The sequence below is a fragment of the Rhizobium sp. PEPV16 genome (genome assembly GCF_008919455.1).
GTDB classification, from domain to species: domain Bacteria; phylum Pseudomonadota; class Alphaproteobacteria; order Rhizobiales; family Rhizobiaceae; genus Rhizobium; species Rhizobium leguminosarum_Q.
On record NZ_VSZV01000346.1, the window covers coordinates 57,884 to 80,091 of the forward strand.

A 22,208-nucleotide genomic window follows, 5' to 3' on the forward strand; every position below is an offset into this window, starting at 1 on the left:
GCAGAAATCGACGGCAATGACGTCGGCGGTGCGCCGTGCGCCGGTCAGCAGTGCCATTTCTCCGAAGAAAGCTCCCGGCTCCAGGCGGATCGCGCCGCTGGCGAGCCGCACTTCCACCGCACCCGAAGAGATGAAATACATGCTGTCGCCGCGGTCGCCGCGGCGGATGACGCGTTCGCCGGGCGGCGCCGATTTCGCCTTGAAGAGCAGCAGCAGCTCCTCTTGCGCGTCCTCGTTGACTTGGGAGAACAGCGGGAAAGTCTCGATCAGCTGCTGCATCTTCAGTTGATGCTGGCGCTCGCGCTCTTCGCCGAGCGCCCTGATCTTTTCCAGTTCTTTGCCGAGCGCCTTCTGCCTGCTTCTGCCGTAGCTCTCCCAGAGGGAGGGCCACCTCGAATGGATAACTTTCTTCAGGCCGTCGGTTGCGAAGATCACGATCGGGTTGAATGTGATCGACAGGATCGCGGCAGCCAGGATCAAATCCTGACCCTCATGCGGCAAAAGCCCGAGTGATACGCCGAGGCCGGCGAGGATGAAGGAAAACTCCCCGATCTGGGCAAGGCCGCCGGCTAATGTCAGTCCCATGCTGATCGGATATCTGAGCAGCATGACGATGAGGAAGGTGATGATGCCCTTGCCGAGGATGACGAGCGCCAGCGCGCCGATCACGGCCAGCGGCTCGCGCACCAGGATCGAGGGATCGAAGAGCATGCCGACGGAGACGAAGAACAGCACGGAGAAGGCATTCTGCAACGGCAGCGAGTCGGCGGCGGCCCTGTGGCTGAGCTGGGATTCGCTCATGACGACGCCGGCGAAAAAAGCGCCGAGTGCAAAGGAGACGCCGAAGATTGCCGCCGAGCCGAAGGCGATGCCGAGTGCGATCGCCAACACCGTCAGCGTAAAGAGTTCGCGCGAGCCGGTGCGGGCGATCATCGTCAGCAGCCAGGGCACGATGCGAGGGCCGAGGAAGATCGCCATGGCGGCGAAGGCCGCAACCTTCAGCAGCGTCAGGCCGATCGTCAGCGCCAGCGGCAGGTCGCCGAGGCCGTGGTTGGTCGTAGTGCTGGCGTTGCCGCCCAGAAGCTCTGCGAGGGCCGGCAGCAGCACCAGCGCCAGCACCATCACCAAATCCTCGACGATCAGCCAGCCGACGGCGACGCGTCCGCTTGCCGCGTTGACGAGATTGCGCTCCTCCAGCGCCTTCAAGAGCACGACAGTGCTCGCCACCGACAGGCTGAGACCAAGGACGATGCCGGCGCCGAGGCTCCAGCCCCAGAGTTTGCAAAGGCCGATGCCCAAGAGGGTCGCGAGGATAATCCGTCCGATCGCGCCAGGCACGGCGATGCCGCGCACGGCGAGCAGGTCGGAGGCGGAAAAATGCAGGCCGACGCCGAACATCAGCAGGATGACGCCCATTTCGGCGAGCTGGCCGGCAAGGGCGGTATCGGCGACGAAGCCCGGCGTGAACGGCCCCATCAGGATGCCCGCCATCAGGTAGCCGACGAGTGGAGGCAGCCGAAGCCGGTCGGCGCCATAGCCGAGGATCGCCGCGAAAACGAAACTGACGGCGACCGTCGCGATAAGTCCTACTTCCTGATGCACGTCCGCCCTCTCTTGTGATCGCGGCGGCCACTTTGGACGAAGCGCGAGCAAAATTAAACAGTTGATTTGGGGGATGGGCTACAGTTTGAGGCCTTTGTTCTCAATCCTGGCTAGTGAGGCGCAGACGTCGTTCAAGGCACCATCCGGCCGTCACCGATGTTGGAACCACCTGCGTCTTGTCTCGTTGCCTTTTCATCAAGAAAGGAGAAACGGCATGCGGAAGATCATCTTGAACTGTACTGTGGCGGCCCTTGCCGCCTGCTCGTTTGCAGCGCCTGTTCTTGCCGACAGCGTTTATGTCAGAGAGCGTTCCTATGACGATGGCTATCGCCACGAGCGGGTAAGACCCGGCATCACCATCAGCGAACGTGGCGTCACTTTCGGTGCCGTGCGCGAACGTGGGCACCGCCGCTATCGCGATAATGGCTGCGAAACCAGGAGCGTCACCCGACAGACCGACGAAGGCGAGGTCACCAGGACGGTCCGGCGCTGCTATTAACGAAAAAATATGCGATAAGGGCGAAGCCCGGTTCCGACGAGCCGGGTTTTCGCCTTTCGTGGCACGAATATCTCAATGCAGTGGTGAAAGTCGTCTGTCGGTGTTATGAGCACGCCTTTGGTAAAAGCGCATTCCTAGCGCAAACACCGCCCGCACAGGATTTTTTAGAATGATTGAGCTTACGCCGTCCCAGATCGCCGCACTTAAACTCGCCAGGGATGGAGACCTTTATCCTCAGCCAGCCAATAAATGGACGCATGAGAACGCGACAGTGACTTACGCCAAAACTGACCGGTGGAAAGAGCGGCCTCAGAAAATAAAGTCGGTCACTGGCAAGACGTTGGGCGAGTTGAAGGAGCCGGGTTTTCTCGAAAGGCGGCACCTGGATGACGACGCATCAAAAGACGTCTACGGCATCACGATGGCCGGCAAGATGTGGCTGCTGAAGAATAAGTAAGCTTCGCTTAGATGCGAAATTCGTTCCGTAGGGCCATCGGTTCTTTGAGCCAGGCTAGCCATTTGAGATGATGGTGCAGCTAACCGGAGCATTATAGAACCGGCCCGCCTTCGTTCCTGACGGAACTACGGCGCGACAGCCTCCGCTTAGCTGCTCTCTTCGGCTTGCCGAGCCGAAGCTCGCAGAGCGTAGGCTGGTGCCCCATGCCGGAGTCGAACCAGCACTTCTTTCGAAACTCGATTTTGAGTCGAGCGCGTCTACCAATTCCGCCAATGGGGCAACGGATATGAACGGGCGGCTGTCTAACATGCGAGCGCCCGGACGCGCAAGACCGGCAAACGAAGTTATCGGACTGATCCGGTAGAGAGATCCGGCCTCGCTGGAGGCCGGATCCCGTCTGATATCAATGGGCGGCGGCGGGGGCCGGGCTGCTCAGGCCGGACTTCTTCAGCGTGATCGCCAGAATCGAGGCCAGCAGGCAGAAGGCACCGGCGACGAAGAAGGCGGGTAGGTAGCTCGAAAGCTCCGTGCGCGAGAGGCCGGCGCCATAGGCGGCAGTCGCGGCTCCCAGCTGATGGCCGGCAAAGACCCAGCCGAAAACGAGGCCGACCTTTTCAGGGCCGAAGCGGTCGGCGGCGATCTTGACGGTCGGCGGCACGGTCGCGATCCAGTCGAGGCCGTAGAAGACGGCAAAGATGGAGAGGCCGTAAAAGCTGAAATCGCTGAAGGGCAGGTAGAGCAGCGACAGGCCGCGCAGGCCGTAATACCAGAACAGCAGCCAGCGATTATCGAAGCGATCGGACAGCCATCCGGAACCGATGGTGCCGAAGAAATCGAAGATGCCCATGACAGCCAGCACGCTGGCGGCGGCCACCGGCACGATGCCGAAATCGCCGCAAAGGGTGACGAAATGGGTCTGGATCAGGCCGTTGGTGCTGAGGCCGCAGATGAAAAAGGTGGCAAAGAGGATCCAGAAGGTCGAGGTCTTCGAGATTTCTCTGAGGACAGTGATCGGTGTCATCAGCGCGACGCCAAGCGAGGTGCTTGCCGGCGGCGGCGTTACCTGCGTTTCGCCGAAGGAGGGCAGGTTGAGGTCGGCCGGGCGGTCGCGCATGAAAGCCAGCACGGCAAGGGCTGCGACCATGATCATGGCGCAGACGAAAAACACCGTCGAGCGCCAGCCGTAGCGTTCCGTCAGCTCCGCCATCAGCGGCAGGAAGACGAGCTGGCCTGTGGCCGAGCTTGCCGAGAGCATGCCGACGACGAGGCCGCGGTGCTTGGTAAACCAGCGGGAAGAGACGGTCGCGGCGAGCACCATCGCCGTCAGGCCGGTGCCGAAGCCGACGACGATGCCCCAGAGCAGCAGCAACTGCCACAGCGTCGTCATGAACAGCGAACCGACGAAGCCCGCGCCGATCAGCGCCAGTGCGAAGACGATGACCTTGCGCACCCCGAAATAATTCATGAAGGCAGCGGCGAACGGACCCATGAAACCGAACAGGATCAGGCGGATAGCAAGCGCCGAGGAAATCTGTGAGGTCTCCCAGCCGAATTCGTCCTGCAGCGGCTTGATGAGCACGCCAGGTGCGCCCATGGCGCCGGCAGTGACCAGCATGGTGAGGAAGGTCGCGGCAACGACGACCCAGCCGTAGTGGATGTTGCGCCGGGCAAGGGTGGAGGCGAGGACGGTGGAAACCATGGGCAAGATTCCGGTTGAATTCAGGTTCGGGAAATACAGGATCGATTTACATGATGGTCATCATATTTCTTGCGTATTGATGATGGACGTCATATATTTTGTCAAGCGACTATTTCTGGAGATGACAATGCGGGTCAGCCGCGAAAAATTTGCCGAAAACCGCGAAAAGATCCTGAGCGTTGCCGGCGTGCTTTTCCGCGAAAACGGTTTCGACGGGGTCGGCGTCGCCGACATCATGAAGGCGGCGGGGCTGACGCATGGCGGCTTTTACGGTCACTTCGGTTCGAAGGACGATCTGGCGCTTGAGGTCAGCCGCAAGCTGATCGACAAGGTTGAGACGCGCTGGAAGGAGCATATCGCCGAATCGCCGGACCGGCCGCTGGCAGCGCTTCTCGATCATTATATCCACTGGCGCACGGTTGACGATCCGGGCGGCAGCTGTGTCTTCGCAACGCTGATCCAGGAAGTCAGCCGCAGCCGCGGCGCCGTCCGCGCGGTCTTCAGCGATGGGCTGTCCGTGCTGGTCGACACGCTTGCCGATATCGTTCCCGGCGAAACGGAAGAGGAGCGCCGCGCCAATGCGACGACGACACTCTCATCGATGATGGGTGCCGTCATTCTCGCCCGTGCTGTCGAGGACAGGGCGCTTGCAGAGCAGTTCCTGGTGACGATGCGCCGGCAGCTCGATCCTGAAAACCAGACATAATCTCAGTCGCGAATGGCGATGGTTTCGATCTCCCTCTCCACGTGGAGAGAGATCTATCTTGCATGTCCCTGAGGACCGAGAAGCCAGCGGCTACTTGAAGCCGGCGATGGCGTGCGGGACGTAGGGAGCCTCCAGTGCCGCGATTTCCTCGGCGGTAAGCTTGACCGAGAGCGAGGCAACGGCGTCCGTGAGGTGGTTCGGTTTGGACGCGCCGATGATCGGGGCGGTCACCGCACTCTTCTGCAGGATCCAGGCGGTTGCAACCTGGGCGCGGGAGATGTTGCGGGCCTTGGCGATTTCGGCCACGGCCCCGACGATCTTGCGGTCGGCATCGATGGACTGGGTGTAGAGCGTCTTGCCGAATTCGTCGGTTTCACTGCGGGCCGTCGTCTCGTCCCAGTCGCGAGTCAGGCGGCCGCGGGCAAGCGGACTCCAGGGGATAACGGCGATCTTCTGATCCTCGCAAAGCGGCAGCATTTCGCGCTCTTCCTCACGGTAGAGCAGGTTCAGGTGATCCTGCATGCTGACGAATTCGGTCCAGCCGTTCAGCCTGGAGACGTAAAGCGCCTTGGCGAATTGCCAGGCATACATGGAGGAGGCGCCGATATAACGGGCCTTGCCCGATTTGACGATGTCGTGCAGCGCTTCCAGCGTTTCCTCGATCGGCGTCGTGTAGTCGAAGCGGTGGATCTGGTAGAGATCCACGTAGTCGGTGCCGAGGCGACGCAGGCTGTTGTCGATCTCGTCGAAGATCGCCTTGCGCGACAGGCCGGCGCCGTTCGGGCCCGGTCGCATGCGGTTGAACACCTTGGTCGCCAGCACGATGTCCTCGCGCTTGGCGAAATCTTTTATGGCCCGGCCGACGATCTCCTCCGAGGAACCATTGGAATAGGTGTTGGCGGTGTCGAGAAAATTGATGCCGAGGTCGATCGCCTGCTTGATCATCGTCCGGCTTTCTTCTTCCCCGAGGCTCCAGGCATGATTGCCGCGGCCGGGATCGCCAAAGGTCATGCAGCCCAAGCAGATTTTCGACACTTCGAGACCGGTTTTCCCAAATTTTGCGTATTCCATGAAACGACTCCGTGATGAATTTGATAATCCCCAGGCTGCCTTCCATGATTTAGCGCGAGATGGCCAAAGTCGCAGGGCGGCAAATGAAGAATCTATGCTGCATGCGCACAATGATCCGTGATCGAGACTTCTGAAGCCATGCTCATCGCCGTCGATTCCGGCTGCAGCTTGCACATCCGCGCCGCAAGATGTTAGCTGATGCAGCATTTTTATCGGAATCCGACCATGCAGCTGCCGTCCCACGATCGCTACGACGATCTTTATCGCGATTTCTCCTGGCGGATTCCGGAGGATTTCAATATCGGCCGCGCCGTCAGCGACGACTGGGCGGCTAGAGATCCGGAGCGTGTTTGCCTTGAGCATTTCAGCCCCGACGGCGATCACCGCGCAATGACCTATCGCGCGCTCGCCGATCGTTCCTCGGCCTTCGCAAATGCGCTCGTCTCACTGGATATCAAACGCGGTGATCGCGTCGCGCTGCTATTGCCGCAATCCTTCGAAACGGTGATCGCACATCTGGCGATCTACAAGACCGGCGCGATCGCGCTGCCACTGGCGCTGCTCTTCGGCGTCGAGGCGCTGGAATACCGGCTGAAGGCGGCAGGTGCCGCGGCAGTCGTCACCAATGGCTTCGGCCTCGAACGCATCCGGCAGATCAGCGGACGCCTGCCGGCGTTGAAGCATATCGTCAGCATCGACGGGGCGAGTGCCGATGCGGCTGCTTTCGCCGAACTGGTGGATGGCCATCCCCCTGTCTTCGACATCGCCAAAACCGGTCCGGACGACCCGGCGCTGATGATCTTCACGTCGGGAACGACGGGGCCGCCCAAAGGCGCGTTGCATGGCCACCGCGTCCTGCCCGGCCATATTCCCGGCATGCAGTTCGCCCATGAGGGTTTTCCGCGGCCGGGCGATAAGGTCTGGACGCCGTCCGACTGGGCCTGGGCCGGCGGGCTGCTCAATGCGCTGCTGCCAAGCCTTCTGCTCGGTGTTCCCGTTGTTTCGTCGCCGGCGCAGAAATTCGATGCCGGCATGGCCTATTGCATCATGGCCGAAATGAAGGTGCGCAATGCCTTCATTCCGCCGACGGCGCTGAGATTGATGCGGTCCGTTGCCGATCCGCGCTCGAAATATGATCTGGTGCTGCGCACCATCGGCTCGGCCGGGGAGGCGCTCGGGCGCGAGACCTATGAATGGGCGCGCCATACGCTCGGCATCACCGTCAACGAATTCTACGGCCAGACGGAGTGCAATTTCGTGCTTGCGTCGAGCGCTGCCTATGGCGTCACCAAGGCGGGCGCCATAGGACGGGCGGTGCCCGGGCACCGCGTTGCGATCGTCGGCGAGACGGGCGACGAGTTGCCCGTCGGCGAACCGGGCCAGATCGCCATCGCCAGTCCCGATCCTGTCATGTTTCTCGGCTACTGGGACGACATGGCAGCGACGGAACGAAAATTCGTCAAAGGCTGGCTGCTCACCGGCGATATCGGCCGGCAGGACGCTGAGGGCTATATTACCTTCGACGGACGCGACGACGACGTGATCACCTCGTCGGGATATCGCATCGGCCCGGCCGAGATCGAGGACTGCCTGATCGGCCATCCCGCCGTACAGCTTGCCGCCGCCGTCGGCAAACCCGATGCCGTGCGCACCGAAATCGTCAAGGCCTATATCGTGCTTTCACCAGGCCATCATCCAAGCGAGGCGTTGGCCGCCGACATCAGGGAATGGGTGAAGACGCGGCTTTCGATGCACGAATATCCGCGCGAAGTGGAATTCATCGATGCATTGCCGCTGACCACCACCGGCAAGGTGATCCGCCGGCTGCTGCGCGAAAAGGCTGCGGGCGAGCAATAGAACCGCTACGCATTTTGCTGGAATGCTTAGCCCCGGCCGGCAAGCGACATGATCTTCTCGCGCAGCATCTTCGCCATATTGCGGGTGCTGCGGTACATGTGGAGCTGGGCGGTGACCTGGCGCATGTCGCGGTCGCTGTTTTGCGTCAGGCCGATCACCAGCGTTCCCATCTCCTCGCGCTCCTGCCAAAAGCGGCTCATGATCGGATGATCCGAGACGGCGCAGGAATCGGAGCGGACGATATTGGCGTCGTCGAGATGCCATTCGGTGAGTTCGCTCATCAGCAGCTTGCCCGGCGAATAGCGGGCATAGTTTTCGTCGTAGGCGGTCTTCCAGGTATAGGCCTCGCCGCCCATCATCAGCACGACGATGGCGGCGATCGCCTTGCCGTTGAGGTCGATCGTGTGAATACGTACGGCATCGACGGCGGCAAGGTTCGACACCGCCTCGCGGGCGAAGGCTGTGTGATAACGATCGGTGACGAGAGCGCTTCGCCGCTTGCCCTTCCAGCCACCGGCTTCCATCGCCAGGAATTCCTCGAAGCGGGTATGGATTTCGCGCGGCTGGCGGGCGACGGCATAGACCGCGGTTCCCTGTTCCTCCAGCAGGCGCCACTGGCGGCGCATCTCGCGCATATGCGAGGAGGAGATGGTTTTGCCGAGATAGACCGGCGCCTCTTCCTCGCTCTGCAGCATCGGGCGCAGGTAGGGATTGGTAACGGTGACGGGAAGATTGCGGCTGAGCGCAACGGCCTTGACCATGCGCACGAAGATACCGTTCAGCCTGAGATCCGGCAGGACCATTATGCCGGGCAGATTGAGATCACGCGCGGTCAGCCCCTCGAAGAGGTTGTCGAGGGTTTCGGCGGCATCCTCGCCATCGACGAGCGGCGTGCCGAGCGGGCCGAAACTGTTCGACCAGCCGCGGATGATCGACGGGCCGACGGCAAAGCCCGGCTTGTCGACCGAAAACGGCAAGAGGAAGCGCATGCGGCTGCGGCCGGCATTGTGGTCGCGGATCAGCGCGAAGTTCACCTGCCGGTCTTCGAGCCGCGGCATGGCGGGGGCGAGGAAACGACCGGAGAAAAAGACATTCGGTTCCATCGCCCGGTTGGAAAGGAAATCGAGTTCATCCTGAAGCTCATAGCCGAGCTTGCCGGGATAGAGGCAGAGCTCGCGTCCCGGCCGGCCGATCTCGGCGCGAGCCTCGGCCTGCGGGGCTTCGAAATGCAGTGCTGCGAGATCATGCACCATGCGGTTTGCGGCGCTGTCGGTGCTTTCGGTAACGGGGGGAACACGCACCATCTATCGAACTCTCATTTCTGGCGTTGCGGCGGAGGGGCTGGCGAAGGCGAAAAGAACGATGCCGAGCGTGCGGCGCACGGCGACATGCAGCAGGATCGCCTCGACCGCCATGGCGGAGGCCGTGGCGATCGCCGTGCCTTCGATGCCGTAATGCGGGATCAAAGCGAGGTTGAGGCCGACATTGGCCGTCAGTGCGCCGGCATAGAGCGCGACGCAGAGGTTCTGTTTGCCTGCCATCATCAGCAGCGTTTCCGCCGGGCCGACCAGCGATTTGGCGAGGATGCCGGCGAGCAGGATCGCCATGACCAGATAACCTGATGTGAAAGCGCCGCCGAAGAGCGACAGCAGCAGATGACCGGCCGCAAGCACGACAAGGCCGACCCCGAGCGCCGGCCAGAAGGTCCAGCGGGCGGCGTCGATGGCAGCGGCTGCCAGCTGGGCGTGGTCGCCTTCGGCAATGATCGAGGAAAAGCGCGGGCCGGAGGCTGCCTTGACTGAGAAATTGATGAAATGCACCAGCGCCATCGTTTTGGCGGCGGCGAAGTAGATGGCGACATCGTGCGGCTCGAGGAAGATGCCGACGACGACGACGTCGGAATTGGTCAGCAGGAAGCTCACGCCCTCGATCAGGAAAATGGGAAAGGCGACGTTGAACCAGGCGAGGAAATCGACCTTGCGCGGGCCGTCGTCATAATGCCGGCGCAGGCGGTAAAGCGTTGCGGCATATTGGCCGAGAGCGGTGACGTAGGCGGCGGCGAGCGCTGCCTGCATCGCGGTGACGGCTGTGTGCTCGGCGCCGATGGCAATCGCGATCAGCATGAAGAGGATGATGAGGATCGGGCGGACGATATAGACCGGACTCAGCGCCATCACCGGCCAATGGTTTGCCCGTGACGTGCCTTCGAGAATGTCGCCGAGCGCGATCATCGGCATGGCGAGCAGGCCGATGAAGATCGGGACGAGATAATAGACCTGGATCATATCGCCGAAGAAATGCAGCCCGAGCATGCCGGCGGCGAGAACCGCCGTGCCGGACAGCAGCGCAAAGATGCGCGCCGTGCCGGTCAGGCCGCGGATTTCCTCGAAGGCGCCCGCTGCCCTGTATTGCGGCAGGAAACGGACGATCGCGGTGTGAAAACCGAGGCATGAGAGATCGCCGAAGACGACGACCAGCACCCAGACGAAAACGAAGATGCCGTATTCATATTCGCCCATCAGCCGGGCGAGCACGATCTGGGAGACGAAGGCGAGTGCGGCGCTGAGGATGCGGATCGAAAAGGCCGTCAGCGCCATGCGCTGGGCGGCCGCCCTCTCACCGCGTTCGGTGAGCACGGCAGCAAGCAAACGCAGCGTGCGGCGGCCGATCGGGCGCAGGCCCGCGGGCAGCATCTTCTCCGCTGTTTCTATGACCGCCATGATGAACACGCAAAACTCTGAGGTCAGGCAAATCGCCCCTGAAGTCTTGACAGAACAGGGTTAAGAAACGGTTCCGGATCGGGTCCGCTGCCCGACGCTGAAATTCCGGCTCTCCGGCATTGCCGCAGAAAAGAAAATGCCGCCCGGAGGCGGCATTTTTTCGGATCTTTGCCGACTTGCCTCAGACCTGCTCGAAGGCGCCGTGGCAATGCTTGTATTTCTTGCCGGAGCCGCAGGGGCAGGTCTCGTTGCGGCCGACCTTGCCCCAGGTGGCCGGGTCATCCGGGTTGCGGTTTTCAGGAGAAACGGTGACTTCCGACGCCTGGTAGATCGCCGGGGCGAAATCGTCCTCGCCGGTCGTCGGATCCAGGTGATGGGCCTGCATCAGCGGCGGTTCAGGCTCGGCAGGAGCCTGCTGCACCAGTTCGACGCGCATCAGCTGGGCGGTGACGGCCTCGCGCAGATTGTTGAGCAGCGCCGTGAAGAGCTCGAATGCCTCCGACTTGTATTCCTGCAGCGGATCGCGCTGGGCATAGCCGCGGAAGCCGATGACGGAGCGCAGATGGTCGAGGTTGACGATGTGCTCGCGCCAGAGATGATCGAGCGTCTGCATGACGATCGAGCGTTCGACATAATGCATGATGTCGTCGCCGAAACGCTCGGCCTTTTCCGTGAAGGCCGCATTAGCGGCTTCCGTCAGGCGCTCGCGGATGTCGTCCTCGCCGATGCCTTCTTCCTTCACCCAGTCCTCGACCGGCAGGTCAAGATTGAGGATGTTCAAAGCAGCGGTCTTCAGGCCGGCGGCGTCCCATTGTTCGGCATAGGCGCGCTCGGGGATATGCTTTTCGACCATGTCCTCGATCACCTCGCGGCGCATGTCGGAAACGGTCTCGGAAATATTGGTCGATTCCATCAGTTCGAGGCGTTGCTCGAAGACCACCTTGCGCTGATCGTTGAGAACGTCGTCATACTTCAGGAGGTTCTTGCGGATGTCGAAGTTGCGGGCTTCGACCTTCTTCTGGGCGCGCTCCAGGGCCTTGTTGATCCAGGGATGGACGATCGCCTCGCCCTCCTTGAGGCCGAGCTTGGTCAGCATGCTGTCCATGCGGTCGGAGCCGAAGATGCGCATCAGGTCGTCCTGAAGCGAGAGGTAGAACTTCGAGCGGCCGGGGTCGCCCTGACGGCCGGAGCGGCCGCGCAGCTGGTTGTCGATGCGGCGGCTTTCATGGCGCTCGGTAGCAATGACGTAGAGACCGCCGGCTTCGAGCGCCTTCTGCTTAAGCTGCTTGATCTCCTCGATGATCGCCTGGATCCGGGCATCACGCTCCGGTCCGGCTTCGACTTCGCCAAGTTCGCGCTCGATGCGCATGTCGAGGTTGCCGCCGAGCTGGATGTCGGTGCCGCGGCCGGCCATGTTGGTGGCGATGGTGATGGCACCCGGCACGCCGGCCTGGGCGACGATATAGGCTTCCTGCTCGTGGTAGCGGGCGTTCAGCACCTTGAAGTCGTCGAAGCCCTGCTTGCGCAGGCGCTCGGCGAGCAGTTCCGATTTCTCGATCGAGGTCGTGCCGACCAGCACCGGCTGGCCGCGCTTGTGGGCGTCGAGGATCTCCTCGATGATCGCCTTGAACTTCTCGTCGAAGGTTCGGTAGACCTCGTCGTCCTCGTCGAGGCGCTTGATCGGCAGGTTGGTCGGTACCTCGATGACATCGAGATTGTAGATGTTGGCGAATTCTTCCGCTTCCGTCTGCGCCGTACCGGTCATGCCGGCGAGCTTGTCGTACATGCGGAAGTAGTTCTGGAAGGTGATCGAAGCCAGCGTCTGGTTTTCCGGCTGGATCTGCACCTTTTCCTTGGCCTCGAGCGCTTGGTGCTGGCCTTCCGAATAGCGGCGGCCCGGCATCATGCGGCCGGTGAACTCGTCGATGATGACGACTTCGTCGTTGCGGACGATATAGTCCTTGTCTCGCTGGAAGAGCTTGTGGGCCTTCAGCGCGTTGTTGACGTGGTGGACGATCGCGACATTCTCGATGTCGTAAAGCGCGTTACCCTTCAGGAGACCGGCCTGGCGGAGCAGGTTTTCCAGCTTCTCGGTGCCCTCTTCGGAGAAGTTGGCGGAGCGCTGCTTCTCGTCAATCTCGTAATCGCTGGGCTCCAACAGCGGAATGTAGGCGTCGATCGTATTATAGAGTTCGGAGCGGTCGTCGAGCGGACCGGAGATGATCAGCGGCGTGCGCGCCTCGTCGACCAGGATCGAGTCCACTTCGTCGACGATTGCGAAGTTGTGGCCGCGCTGGACCATCTGGTTCTTCTCGTACTTCATGTTATCGCGCAGATAATCGAAGCCGAGTTCGTTGTTGGTGGCGTAGGTGATGTCGCAGGCATAGGCTGCGTGGCGCTCCTCGTCGGAGAGACCGTGGACGATGACCCCGGTGGTCATGCCGAGGAAGCCGTAGACGCGGCCCATGGTGGCGGCGTCGCGCTGGGCGAGGTAATCGTTGACGGTGACGACGTGCACGCCCTTGCCGGAAAGCGCGTTCAGATAAACCGGCAGGGTGGCGACGAGGGTCTTGCCTTCGCCGGTCTTCATCTCGGCGATCGCATTCGAATGCAGGATCATGCCGCCGACCAGCTGTACGTCAAAAGGTCGCAGGCCGAGAACGCGGCGCGAGGCTTCGCGCACGACGGCAAAGGCCGGGATCAGAATATCGTCGAGCGTCTTGCCCTCGGCGAGCAGGGCGCGAAACTCCACGGTCTTTGCCGCGAGCTGCTCGTCCGTCAGCGCCTTCGTCTTCTCTTCGATAGAGTTGATGGCAGTGACGTTCGGCTGGTAGGACCGCACGCGGCGGTCATTCGAAGACCCAAATAACTTGCGGGCTATACCGCCAAAGCTGACCATATGACTGGCCCTTTCTCAATATTCATCCCCGGCGTTGCTTGTTCGCGGCCCAGCCGAAAATCAGGCGCGCGCCTTAAAACGCCCGGAAACTGTTCTGGACGCGAGGTTGCGTGACAGATAAGAGGGGGGTCGAATGATGTCAACGGATTTGGCGGATACAGAAAGGCCACAATCCGGTGTTGATGGCTATTTTGGGCTGGATTCAGGGGATGCTGAAACCGGCAATGTAACTGTGAAGGGTATTTCATGTTGAGCACCAACAAACTTGCCGTTCTGGCGTTTGCAACCTTTGTTGCGCTCCAGGTCCCGGCCTATGCCGATGACGCCGTCATCGCCAAGGTCGGCACCCTGGAGATCCACCAGTCGGAACTCGACCTTGCCGTCGCCAATCTGGACCCTCAGCTGGCTCAGCTTCCCGATGACCAGAAGAAGGTCGCAGCCCTTTCCGCCGCCATCGACGTGAAGCTGCTTGCCGCCGACGCTGCGGCCGAGAAGCTCGATCAGACCGACGAATTCAAGAAGCGCATGCAGTATCTCTCCGACCGCGAGCTGCACAATGCCTATTTCAAGAAGCATGTCGTCGACATCGTGACGCCTGAAGAAGTCAAGGCCCGCTACGACAAGGAAGTCGCCGCCCTGCCGAAGCAGGAGGAAGTCCACGCCCGTCATATCCTCGTCAAGACCGAGGACGAAGCCAAGGACATCATCAAGCAGCTCGACGCCGGCAAGGATTTCGCCGAACTCGCCAAGGAAAAGTCCACCGATCCGAACAAGTCGGAAGGCGGCGATCTCGGCTATTTCTCGCGCGGCCGCATGGTCAAGGAATTCGAAGACGCAGCCTTCGCGCTTGAGAAGGGCACCTATTCCAAGACGCCGGTGAAGACCGATTTCGGCTTCCATGTCATCAAGGTCGAGGATAAGCGCGATGCCCCGCCGCCGCCCTTCGACCAGGTGCAGGATCAGGTTCGTCAACTCGTCATGCGCGACAAGTATCTTGCGCTTCTGAACAAGGCGAAGGCGTCGGCCAAGATCGAGATCACGGACGAGACGCTGCGCAAGGGTTACGACCAGGCCAACAAGCAGCCGGAGCCGGGCAGCGAGCCGGTTGCCCCGGCGCCGAAGCAGTAATATTCGCAAGGGCCCGGTTTTTCCGGGCCCTTCACGATCGTCGTTATTGTCGCATTTCCCGACGGCGAGCCGGTTTCCATTTCGCCTGGAAATGCTCATTGGCAGGTCTTATCATGTCCGGTTCCGTCTCTCCGCTTGCTCCGAAATCCTTCGTCTCGATGCCACCGCTGCGCGGCGTGCGCATGGCGACGGCTTCCGCCGGCATCAAGTACAAGAACCGTACCGACGTGCTGATGATGGTCTTCGACAGACCGGCGACTGTTGCGGGCGTTTTTACCCGCTCGAAGTGCCCGTCGGCGCCGGTCGATTTCTGCCGGGCCAATCTCCCCCATGGCAGCGCCCGCGCCGTCGTCGTCAACTCCGGCAATGCCAATGCTTTCACCGGCCTGAAGGGCCGCCAGGCGACCGAGTTGACGGCGAAGTCGGCTGCCGCTGCCGTCGGCTGCGCCGAAAACGAGGTCTATCTGGCATCGACCGGCGTCATCGGAGAGCCACTCGATGCCACCAAATTCGCAGGCGTTCTGGACCGGATGCAGGCCGAGGCGACGGGCGATTTCTGGTTCGAGGCCGCCAAGGCGATCATGACGACCGACACCTATCCGAAGGTTTCGACCCGCAGCGCCGAGATCGGCGGCGTGGCCGTGACGATCAACGGCATCGCCAAAGGCGCCGGCATGATCGCGCCTGACATGGCGACGATGCTTTCTTTCGTCGTCACCGATGCCGACATCGCGCCTGCCGCGCTGCAGGCGCTTCTGTCCGACGGCGTCGGCCCGACCTTCAATTCCATGACCGTCGACAGCGACACCTCCACGTCCGACACGTTGATGCTGTTTGCAACGGGCGCCGCGGCCGAGGACGGCCAGGCCCGCATCGAGCGCTCCGACGACCCGCGCCTTGCCGCCTTCCGGGCAGCACTCAACGAGGTGCTGAAGGATCTGTCGCTGCAGGTGGTGCGGGACGGCGAGGGTGCCACCAAGATGCTCGAAATCACCGTGACGGGTGCTGAGAGCGATGCCGCCGCCAAGCGCATCGCGCTGTCGATCGCCAATTCGCCGCTGGTCAAGACCGCGGCCGCCGGCGAAGACGCCAATTGGGGCCGTATCGTCATGGCCGTCGGCAAATCCGGCGAGATGGCCGACCGCGACCGGCTCGCCATCTGGTTCGGCGATATCAGGGTTGCCGTCAATGGCGAGCGTGATCCCGATTATTCCGAGGCGGCCGCCTCGGACGTCATGAAGGCGCAGGATATCCCCGTCAAAGTCGATATCGGGCTCGGTGCCGGCACGGCAACGGTCTGGACCTGCGACCTCACCAAGGAATATGTTGCGATCAATGGCGACTATCGGAGCTGATCGTTCATTGGAGCAGGCATCCATTTCCTCACACAATCTGCCGCTGGTGCGCAGGCTGGAGGCCGTCGGCTTCCGCGCCTGGCCGGCGGCTTCCGTGCAATATGACGGCAGCTGGCAGGTGCGGCTGACGGCCGGTCACCCGTCCAACCGGCTGAACTCGATCGTGCCGCTCGATCCCTCGGATCATCGCGACGTCGAAATCCGCCTCGAAAAGGCGCGCCGGAAGTTCGAGGCCTATGGCCGCGCCGCCGTGGTCCGCCAGACGCCGCTTGCCTCGCCGGTGTTGATCGAACTTCTGCGCGCGCAGAACTGGACGCGCTTCGACGATACGGTGGTGATGACCTGCGACCTTGCAGAGGCGGAGCTGCCGGATACGCTCGATCACCTGCCGACCCATGATGTCGGCCGTTTCGTCGACGCTAACCTCGCCGTCGATCAGGCGCCACTGAGGCTGAAGCCGGCGCTTGCCGAAATCATTTCGGCGATCAAGCCGCCATCCGGCCTGTTCATGATCGAGAACGCGGCGGACGGCCCGCTTGCGACCGTGCTCTGCGTCCAGGACAACGACCTCGCCGGCATCATGTCGCTTTCGGTGTCCGAGGCGCGGCGGCGCGAAGGGCTCGGCACCGAAATCCTGACCTCGGCGCTGCGCTGGGCGCGCATGCGCAGTGCCCGTTCGGCCTGGCTGCAGGTGAAGCTGTCCAACCGACCGGCCATCGCACTTTATGAGCGCCTCGGTTTTCGCGACGCCTATCATTATTGCTATTGGCAGCAGGAGCCGCGATGAGCGAGGCAGGCCGGAAGATATTGCTGGTCGCCGCCTGTGCGCTGATCGATGCCGATGGGCGTATCCTGTTGGCACAGCGCCCCGAGGGAAAGTCGCTCGCCGGGCTCTGGGAGTTTCCCGGCGGCAAGGTCGAGCCGGGTGAGACGCCGGAGGAAACGCTGGTGCGCGAGCTCGAGGAAGAGCTCGGCATCAACACCAAGATCGCCTGCCTTGCGCCGCTTACCTTTGCCAGCCACTCCTACGAGACCTTCCACCTTTTGATGCCGCTTTATATCTGCCGGCGCTATGAGGGCATTCCCCAGGGCCGGGAGGGCCAGGCGCTGAAATGGGTGCGCCCGCAGGCGCTGCGCGAATATCCGATGCCTCCGGCCGACGAGCCGCTCATCCCGATGTTGCAGGATTTACTTTAGCATTATCTGATTATTATTGTGCCACACCATTTTCGGCTGTGGATATTAATGGATCGTTTAACACCTTCTGCCAAAGATCGGCCTCAATCAAGCATCTGGCGTGCGTGTATTAAAAGGCTTGACGTCATGGACGATGATTTCTGGAAAGCTGTCCGGGAAAAGGAACGGGCCTCGTCTGCCTCGCGCAGGACGGGTGCGCTGAATATCGCCCTCCTGTTCGGCACGGCGGTAGTCGCGCTGACGCTTATTCTGACGCCAATGCTTGCGGATTCCTCGAAGAAAAGCGTCTTTGCCAGTGCTCCGGCGGATTTCGATACGATCACGACGGGATCGATCCCCAAGAGCGAAAGTGGCAAGCGTTATACGATCCGCCGCAGTGTCCTCCAGGATACGCCCGGTTCGGTCTGCGTCGTCCAGGGCTATGGCGTCGGCGCCGGCTGCTGAAAAATGGCGGCCGTCGCCCGATGGTCGTGGAATTGGTCGTTTGCCGTCGGTCTCGCTCAGAGGGTCTCGTAATAATGCGTATTTTGAGAGCATTTCTTGCAGATAGCAGAGGTGCGACGGCAATTGAGTATGGCTTGATCGCCGCCCTCATTTGTGGCGCACTCATCTCCGGTCTGGGGTTCTTCACCGGCGCCTTGCAGGACGTCTTCAACGTGATCAACAACAATATGACGGTGAATTGAAGAAGCAGCCGGGCGTTACTGCTTGAGCTTGTGTTCGTCCACCTTCAGTGCATCGGCAAGGCGCGCCTTGGCCGAACCCGGCTTGAGCGGCTTTTGCTGGCTCTCGTGGGCAGCCCATCCCGAGACATAGATGATCGAGAAGGTGGCGCGGATACGTCCGTCGGGATCGGCATAACGTTCGGCGTAGATCTCCGCTGCGCGCAGGAAGAAGGCGCGCGTCAGTGGCATCCGGGCGCGGGCTGCAAGCGGATTGCTCATGCCCATCGCTCTCAGATCCCGCATCAGCGGAAAGAGCGAATCATAGCGCACCGTATAATTCTCCGCATCGATCACCGGCAACGTGAAGCCGGCGCGCTGCATGAGGCTGCCGACATCGCGCACATCGGCGAAGGGAATGACACGCGGGCTTGCGCCACCTGTCATCTCGACCTCGGCGGTCAGCAGCACGTCGCGCAGTTCCTGCAGGGTGCCGGCGCCGGGGATCGCGGCCAGGAAAAGGCCGTCCGGCTTCAGGGCGCGGCGGATCTGGATGAAGACACCCGGCGTATCGTTGGTCAGATGCAGGCTAAGCGGCGCAAGGATGAGATTGGCCGATTGCGGTTCGAGCGGCACGTCCTCGAGCGGCGCCTCGATCAAGATTTCGTCCGGCCCGGCATAGGCCTTCTCGCTTTCAACGCGGATCATCGTACCGATCTTGCCCGTTGCCAGCGCGGCCCGGGCGGCAGCACCGGTCGCGCCATGCAGTTCGACGGCGGTCCCGAAAGTCCGCTCGACCACGGAAAGCCTTTCGCCCATTTCCTCAGCGACGATGTCGAGCAGGAAGGCGGCTTTCGGATCGTTGTTGGCAAGCGCGCGATGGCGATGTGCGGCGATCAGGGCTCTGTCGAAGATCGTATCCATGGCGATGTCCTTAGTCCCGCGCCGTCTGTGCGGCAAGACGATTTTCCCTTTCGTGGAGAACGCGCTAGTCTCTGCGGCATGGGGCCAATCGAATTGAAAAGACCGGCAGAATTCTTGCGCACGCATCTCTTGCGGCCGTTTTCGGCGCTTGCCGATTTCTTCTATCCGCCGGCCTGTTCCGTCTGCGGCATTTCGACCGGCGGCCATCGCGGGCTCTGTGCGAAATGCTGGTCCGGTATCCGCTTCATCGAACGGCCCTATTGCGAAGTGCTCGGCATTCCCTTCTCGCACGATCTCGGCGCCGGGATCCTCAGCGCCGAGGCGATCGCCAACCCGCCGCCCTTCGACCGGCTGCGGTCGGCGGCGACCCACGACCACGCGGTCCGCGATCTCGTCCATGGGCTCAAATATCGCGATCGCACCGATCTGGCGCCGATGATGGCAGCCTGGATGCTGCGCGCTTCCGACGGGACGGTCGAAAGCTGCGATGCGCTGATCCCGGTGCCGCTGCACCGTAGCCGTATGCTGGCGCGCAAGTTCAACCAGGCAGCCGAGCTTGCCCGCCATATGGCAAGGCTCTCGGGCAAGCCGCTGCTGGCTGCCACGCTTATGCGCGTCAAGCGCACCAGCCAGCAGGTCGGCCTTGGCGCCAAGGCGCGAGAAGACAATGTCAGGGGCGCTTTTGCGATCGCCAAGGGCTGCGAAAACGACATTTTCGGCAAGCGCATCGTGCTTATCGACGACGTCTATACAACAGGGGCGACGGTCGCTGCGGCAAGCCGGACGCTACGCAAGGCGGGTGCGGCCGACATAACGGTTTTGACCTTTGCAAGGGCTCTCTCCGAGCCTATATGACAGAAATACCCGGCATCGGTCTGGAGAGATTATGGTACCCGTCACAATCTATACACGGCAGTTCTGCGGCTATTGCACCCGCGCCAAGTCCCTTCTCGAGGAAAAGGGTGTCGAATATGTCGAGCACGACGCGACCTTTTCGCCGGATCTTCGCCAGGAGATGATCGGCAAGTCGAACGGCCGTACCACTTTTCCGCAGATCTTCATCGGCGCCGATCATGTCGGCGGTTGCGACGATCTCTTTGCGCTCGATCGGGCCGGCAAGCTCGACCCGATGCTGGCAGCCTGAGGAAGAACCGATGAGCTTCAAGGCCGCCGCCGTCCAGATGTGCTCCGGGGTCGATCCGGCGAGGAATGCCGCCGCCATGGCGCGGCTGGTACGCGAGGCCGCTGGCCAGGGCGCGACCTATGTGCAGACGCCCGAAATGACTGGCATGCTGCAGCGCGACCGTACAGCGGCACGCGCCGTGCTTGCCGACGAGGCGCATGACATCATCGTCAAGACCGGCTCAGATCTCGCCAGGGAACTCGGCATCCACATGCATGTCGGTTCGACGGCGATCGCCCTTGCCGACGGCAAGATCGCCAATCGCGGTTTCCTGTTCGGCCCCGACGGTAAGATCCTCAATCGTTACGACAAGATCCACATGTTCGACGTCGACCTCGACAATGGCGAGAGCTGGCGTGAAAGTGCCGCCTATACGGCCGGCTCGGAGGCCCGCGTCCTGTCGCTGCCCTTTGCCGAAATGGGCTTTGCAATCTGCTACGATGTGCGGTTTCCCGCACTCTTCCGCGCCCAGGCGGTTGCCGGCGCCGAGGTGATGACAGTTCCTGCCGCCTTCACCAAGCAGACCGGCGAGGCGCATTGGGAGATCCTGCTCAGGGCACGCGCGATCGAGAACGGGGTCTTCGTCATCGCCGCCGCGCAGGCCGGCCGGCATGAGGATGGGCGCGAGACTTTCGGCCATTCGATGATCATCGATCCCTGGGGCACGGTGCTGGCGTCGGCCGGTGCCACCGGCGAGGCGGTCATCGTCGCCGAGATCGATCCGAGTGCGGTCAAGGCCGCACATGACAAGATCCCGAACCTGAGGAATGGCCGGGAATTCTCGGTCGAGAAGATTGCGGGCGCAATCGCCGGAGGCGTCGCCGCTTGATCCGCTATTCCCTCACCTGTGACAATGCTCATGAATTCGAAGGCTGGTTTTCGGAAAGCGCCGATTTCGACCGTCAGCTCGAAACCGGTTTCCTGACCTGCCCGGTCTGTCATTCCGCTGCCATTTCCAAGCTGTTGATGGCGCCGTCGGTATCGACCGCGCGTGGGAAAGACAAGATGCAGACGCTGGCGATGGATGCCATGCGCCGCGAGGCCCTGCAAAAGCTCAAGGAGGCCGTTGCGGCGGTCAAGGCCAATTCCGAGGATGTCGGCACGAAGTTTCCCGAAGAAGCCCGCAAGATCCACTATGGTGAGGCGGATGCCCGCGGCATCATCGGCCAGGCGACAGTCGACGAGGCGCAGGCGCTCTTGGAAGAGGGCATCGAGATCGCAGCCATTCCGGTTTTGCCGGAAGACGTGAACTGACATGCAGTCCGCGCGTCTGGCCGTCTGCAATTTCAGCCTCCATGTCGAGCTGCTGAAAGTGTAGCCGGCTTACTGGCGGAGGAAACTATGCCGGCCGCTTCGCCAGCAGCATATAATTCACATCCATATCCTTGGACAGGTTCCACTGGTTCGACAGCGGATTGAAGAAGACGCCGGTGCGGTCGGTGATCTCAAGGCCGCTTGTCACCAGCGGCTTTTCCAGTTCTTCCGGCCGCACCAGCTTTTCATACTGATGGGTGCCGCGCGGCAGCCAGCGTAGAATGTTCTCGGCGGCGAAAATGGCAAGCGCTGCCGCCTTCATCGTGCGGTTGATGGTGGCAACGAAGATCAGGCCGCCGGGGCGGACCATTTTTGCGCAGGTGGTCATGAAGAATTCGACATCGGCGACGTGCTCCACCACTTCCATGTTCAAGACGATATCAAAGGTCTCGCCGGCGTCCGCGAGTTCCTCGGCGGTGACGGCGCGATAGTCGACCGAAACGCCGGAGGCCTTCGCATGGGTGGAGGCGATGCCGATATTCTTCTCGGACGGATCGGCGCCGACGACGGAAGCGCCCATGCGGGCGACAGGTTCGGACAACAGACCGCCGCCGCAGCCGATATCGAGCACGCGCAGCCCCTCGAGCGGGCGGGCGCTTTTTGGATCACGGCTGAAATTCTCGCAGGCCTTGTCGCGGATATAGGCGAGCCGGACGGGATTGAACTTGTGCAGTGGTTTGAACTTGCCGGTCGGGCTCCACCATTCCGCCGCCATCGCCGAGAAGCGGTCCACTTCGCCCTGGTCGATCGTGCTTTTGGCGCCTTCCGTCATCGTCCACTCCTTCATTCGTGACATGTGAAGTCGGATTATCGGGGGCATAAGTCAAGGGGCGCGGATCAGGGGACTGGCGAGCCCGGAACCGCTCACCAATAGCTTTTATCGCGTGCGCTTGCCTCCCCCCGTCAAACTCGCTAAGAGACGCCGCAACTTGGGG

General features: G+C 61.8%; 22 protein-coding genes and 1 tRNA gene. 14 read left to right on the plus strand and 9 right to left on the minus strand.

The window, feature by feature from the left end; all coding sequences use genetic code 11:
• The coding region (locus FY112_RS28640) for a cation:proton antiporter (protein ID WP_246700767.1) at window positions 1-1,602 on the minus strand (1,602 nt) is incomplete at its 3' end.
• A gap of 214 nt (window positions 1,603-1,816) precedes the next feature.
• Here FY112_RS28640 and FY112_RS28645 point away from each other — a divergent pair.
• Both FY112_RS28645 and FY112_RS28650 read left to right on the plus strand, forming a co-directional pair.
• Window positions 1,817-2,101, plus strand: coding sequence for a hypothetical protein (locus FY112_RS28645; RefSeq protein ID WP_077977750.1), 285 nt, complete (start codon window positions 1,817-1,819; stop codon window positions 2,099-2,101).
• Window positions 2,102-2,270: 169 nt separating this feature from the next.
• Window positions 2,271-2,558 (plus strand): hypothetical protein, encoded by a 288-nt coding sequence (locus FY112_RS28650; RefSeq protein ID WP_151519852.1) that lies wholly within the window; start codon window positions 2,271-2,273, stop codon window positions 2,556-2,558.
• Window positions 2,559-2,752: 194 nt separating this feature from the next.
• Here the strand turns inward: FY112_RS28650 and FY112_RS28655 are convergent.
• Both FY112_RS28655 and FY112_RS28660 read right to left on the minus strand, forming a co-directional pair.
• A tRNA-Leu gene (locus FY112_RS28655) sits at window positions 2,753-2,837 on the minus strand.
• A 124-nt stretch (window positions 2,838-2,961) separates the two neighbouring features.
• Window positions 2,962-4,257 carry an MFS transporter gene (locus FY112_RS28660; protein ID WP_062941157.1) on the minus strand — a complete coding sequence of 432 codons (1,296 nt, stop codon included), beginning with the start codon at window positions 4,255-4,257 and terminating at the stop codon, window positions 2,962-2,964.
• Between the two features lie 127 nt (window positions 4,258-4,384).
• Between FY112_RS28660 and FY112_RS28665 the strand changes: the two genes are divergently transcribed.
• Window positions 4,385-4,963, plus strand: a complete 579-nt coding sequence (locus FY112_RS28665) for a TetR/AcrR family transcriptional regulator (RefSeq protein ID WP_026158902.1) — start codon at window positions 4,385-4,387, stop codon at window positions 4,961-4,963.
• Between the two features lie 90 nt (window positions 4,964-5,053).
• Here the strand turns inward: FY112_RS28665 and FY112_RS28670 are convergent, their stop codons facing one another.
• The gene (locus tag FY112_RS28670; RefSeq protein WP_017962270.1) at window positions 5,054-6,034 is read right to left on the minus strand and encodes an aldo/keto reductase; all 981 of its coding nucleotides are present in this window, start codon (window positions 6,032-6,034) and stop codon (window positions 5,054-5,056) included.
• A 225-nt stretch (window positions 6,035-6,259) separates the two neighbouring features.
• Here FY112_RS28670 and FY112_RS28675 point away from each other — a divergent pair, with 225 nt between their 5' ends.
• Entirely contained in the window at window positions 6,260-7,891 is a 1,632-nt protein-coding gene (locus FY112_RS28675; RefSeq protein ID WP_151519853.1) for an AMP-binding protein, read from the plus strand.
• A gap of 26 nt (window positions 7,892-7,917) precedes the next feature.
• Here FY112_RS28675 and FY112_RS28680 read toward each other — a convergent pair whose 3' ends face one another.
• The 3 genes from FY112_RS28680 to secA form a co-directional block, all read right to left on the minus strand.
• The gene (locus tag FY112_RS28680; RefSeq protein ID WP_017962268.1) at window positions 7,918-9,195 is read right to left on the minus strand and encodes a GNAT family N-acetyltransferase; all 1,278 of its coding nucleotides are present in this window, start codon (window positions 9,193-9,195) and stop codon (window positions 7,918-7,920) included.
• Window positions 9,196-10,611: a lipopolysaccharide biosynthesis protein gene (locus FY112_RS28685; RefSeq protein WP_151519854.1), complete on the minus strand. Its 1,416-nt coding sequence runs from the start codon at window positions 10,609-10,611 to the stop codon at window positions 9,196-9,198.
• Between the two features lie 181 nt (window positions 10,612-10,792).
• Window positions 10,793-13,510, minus strand: coding sequence for a preprotein translocase subunit SecA (gene secA, locus FY112_RS28690; RefSeq protein ID WP_151519855.1), 2,718 nt, complete (start codon window positions 13,508-13,510; stop codon window positions 10,793-10,795).
• A 246-nt stretch (window positions 13,511-13,756) separates the two neighbouring features.
• Between secA and FY112_RS28695 the strand changes: the two genes are divergently transcribed.
• The 6 genes from FY112_RS28695 to FY112_RS28720 all read left to right on the plus strand — a co-directional run bounded on the left by FY112_RS28695 (window position 13,757) and on the right by FY112_RS28720 (window position 17,876).
• The gene (locus FY112_RS28695) at window positions 13,757-14,638 is read left to right on the plus strand and encodes a peptidylprolyl isomerase (protein ID WP_151519856.1); all 882 of its coding nucleotides are present in this window, start codon (window positions 13,757-13,759) and stop codon (window positions 14,636-14,638) included.
• 113 nt (window positions 14,639-14,751) lie between these two features.
• Window positions 14,752-15,993: a bifunctional glutamate N-acetyltransferase/amino-acid acetyltransferase ArgJ gene (gene argJ, locus FY112_RS28700; protein WP_131720606.1), complete on the plus strand. Its 1,242-nt coding sequence runs from the start codon at window positions 14,752-14,754 to the stop codon at window positions 15,991-15,993.
• Window positions 15,974-16,780 carry a GNAT family N-acetyltransferase gene (locus FY112_RS28705; RefSeq protein WP_094087331.1) on the plus strand — a complete coding sequence of 269 codons (807 nt, stop codon included), beginning with the start codon at window positions 15,974-15,976 and terminating at the stop codon, window positions 16,778-16,780. Before argJ ends, FY112_RS28705 begins: the two co-directional genes overlap by 20 nt.
• Window positions 16,777-17,190 (plus strand): 8-oxo-dGTP diphosphatase MutT, encoded by a 414-nt coding sequence (mutT, locus tag FY112_RS28710; protein ID WP_017962262.1) that lies wholly within the window; start codon window positions 16,777-16,779, stop codon window positions 17,188-17,190. The genes FY112_RS28705 and mutT overlap by 4 nt, the downstream gene beginning before the upstream one ends.
• A gap of 126 nt (window positions 17,191-17,316) precedes the next feature.
• On the plus strand, window positions 17,317-17,634 hold the full coding sequence (locus FY112_RS28715; protein WP_003543245.1) for a hypothetical protein: 318 nt from the start codon (window positions 17,317-17,319) through the stop codon (window positions 17,632-17,634).
• Between the two features lie 74 nt (window positions 17,635-17,708).
• Window positions 17,709-17,876 (plus strand): Flp family type IVb pilin, encoded by a 168-nt coding sequence (locus tag FY112_RS28720; protein WP_151519857.1) that lies wholly within the window; start codon window positions 17,709-17,711, stop codon window positions 17,874-17,876.
• Between the two features lie 15 nt (window positions 17,877-17,891).
• Here the strand turns inward: FY112_RS28720 and FY112_RS28725 are convergent, their stop codons facing one another.
• On the minus strand, window positions 17,892-18,776 hold the full coding sequence (locus FY112_RS28725) for a methyltransferase domain-containing protein (protein ID WP_017962260.1): 885 nt from the start codon (window positions 18,774-18,776) through the stop codon (window positions 17,892-17,894).
• Between the two features lie 78 nt (window positions 18,777-18,854).
• Between FY112_RS28725 and FY112_RS28730 the strand changes: the two genes are divergently transcribed.
• Genes FY112_RS28730 through FY112_RS28745 form a run of 4 tightly spaced genes read left to right on the plus strand, consistent with a single transcriptional unit; the run spans window position 18,855 to window position 21,213 of the window.
• The gene (locus FY112_RS28730; protein ID WP_017962259.1) at window positions 18,855-19,631 is read left to right on the plus strand and encodes a ComF family protein; all 777 of its coding nucleotides are present in this window, start codon (window positions 18,855-18,857) and stop codon (window positions 19,629-19,631) included.
• A gap of 31 nt (window positions 19,632-19,662) precedes the next feature.
• Window positions 19,663-19,920 (plus strand): glutaredoxin 3, encoded by a 258-nt coding sequence (gene grxC / locus FY112_RS28735; RefSeq protein ID WP_011653683.1) that lies wholly within the window; start codon window positions 19,663-19,665, stop codon window positions 19,918-19,920.
• A 10-nt stretch (window positions 19,921-19,930) separates the two neighbouring features.
• Window positions 19,931-20,788 carry a carbon-nitrogen hydrolase family protein gene (locus FY112_RS28740; protein WP_151519858.1) on the plus strand — a complete coding sequence of 286 codons (858 nt, stop codon included), beginning with the start codon at window positions 19,931-19,933 and terminating at the stop codon, window positions 20,786-20,788.
• Entirely contained in the window at window positions 20,785-21,213 is a 429-nt protein-coding gene (locus FY112_RS28745) for a DUF1178 family protein (RefSeq protein ID WP_131720601.1), read from the plus strand. Before FY112_RS28740 ends, FY112_RS28745 begins: the two co-directional genes overlap by 4 nt.
• Before the next feature lie 85 nt (window positions 21,214-21,298).
• Here FY112_RS28745 and ubiG read toward each other — a convergent pair whose 3' ends face one another.
• Entirely contained in the window at window positions 21,299-22,045 is a 747-nt protein-coding gene (ubiG, locus tag FY112_RS28750; RefSeq protein ID WP_131720600.1) for a bifunctional 2-polyprenyl-6-hydroxyphenol methylase/3-demethylubiquinol 3-O-methyltransferase UbiG, read from the minus strand.
• Window positions 22,046-22,208: the final 163 nt, after the last annotated feature.

Bases quoted from the DNA above. Each gene is read 5' to 3' on its own strand.
- FY112_RS28675 (WP_151519853.1), top strand. From the start codon at position 6,260: ATGCAGCTGCCGTCCCACGATCGCTACGACGATCTTTATCGCGATTTC.
- mutT (WP_017962262.1), top strand. From the start codon at position 16,777: ATGAGCGAGGCAGGCCGGAAGATATTGCTGGTCGCCGCCTGTGCGCTG.
- FY112_RS28715 (WP_003543245.1), top strand. From the start codon at position 17,317: ATGGACGATGATTTCTGGAAAGCTGTCCGGGAAAAGGAACGGGCCTCG.
- FY112_RS28650 (WP_151519852.1), top strand. From the start codon at position 2,271: ATGATTGAGCTTACGCCGTCCCAGATCGCCGCACTTAAACTCGCCAGG.
- FY112_RS28725 (WP_017962260.1), bottom strand. From the start codon at position 18,776: ATGGATACGATCTTCGACAGAGCCCTGATCGCCGCACATCGCCATCGC.
- argJ (WP_131720606.1), top strand. From the start codon at position 14,752: ATGTCCGGTTCCGTCTCTCCGCTTGCTCCGAAATCCTTCGTCTCGATG.
- ubiG (WP_131720600.1), bottom strand. From the start codon at position 22,045: ATGACGGAAGGCGCCAAAAGCACGATCGACCAGGGCGAAGTGGACCGC.
- FY112_RS28705 (WP_094087331.1), top strand. From the start codon at position 15,974: ATGGCGACTATCGGAGCTGATCGTTCATTGGAGCAGGCATCCATTTCC.
- grxC (WP_011653683.1), top strand. From the start codon at position 19,663: ATGGTACCCGTCACAATCTATACACGGCAGTTCTGCGGCTATTGCACC.
- FY112_RS28685 (WP_151519854.1), bottom strand. From the start codon at position 10,611: ATGGCGGTCATAGAAACAGCGGAGAAGATGCTGCCCGCGGGCCTGCGC.
- FY112_RS28730 (WP_017962259.1), top strand. From the start codon at position 18,855: ATGGGGCCAATCGAATTGAAAAGACCGGCAGAATTCTTGCGCACGCAT.
- FY112_RS28680 (WP_017962268.1), bottom strand. From the start codon at position 9,195: ATGGTGCGTGTTCCCCCCGTTACCGAAAGCACCGACAGCGCCGCAAAC.
- FY112_RS28670 (WP_017962270.1), bottom strand. From the start codon at position 6,034: ATGGAATACGCAAAATTTGGGAAAACCGGTCTCGAAGTGTCGAAAATC.
- FY112_RS28740 (WP_151519858.1), top strand. From the start codon at position 19,931: ATGAGCTTCAAGGCCGCCGCCGTCCAGATGTGCTCCGGGGTCGATCCG.
- FY112_RS28660 (WP_062941157.1), bottom strand. From the start codon at position 4,257: ATGGTTTCCACCGTCCTCGCCTCCACCCTTGCCCGGCGCAACATCCAC.
- FY112_RS28720 (WP_151519857.1), top strand. From the start codon at position 17,709: ATGCGTATTTTGAGAGCATTTCTTGCAGATAGCAGAGGTGCGACGGCA.
- FY112_RS28645 (WP_077977750.1), top strand. From the start codon at position 1,817: ATGCGGAAGATCATCTTGAACTGTACTGTGGCGGCCCTTGCCGCCTGC.
- FY112_RS28665 (WP_026158902.1), top strand. From the start codon at position 4,385: ATGCGGGTCAGCCGCGAAAAATTTGCCGAAAACCGCGAAAAGATCCTG.
- FY112_RS28695 (WP_151519856.1), top strand. From the start codon at position 13,757: ATGTTGAGCACCAACAAACTTGCCGTTCTGGCGTTTGCAACCTTTGTT.
- secA (WP_151519855.1), bottom strand. From the start codon at position 13,510: ATGGTCAGCTTTGGCGGTATAGCCCGCAAGTTATTTGGGTCTTCGAAT.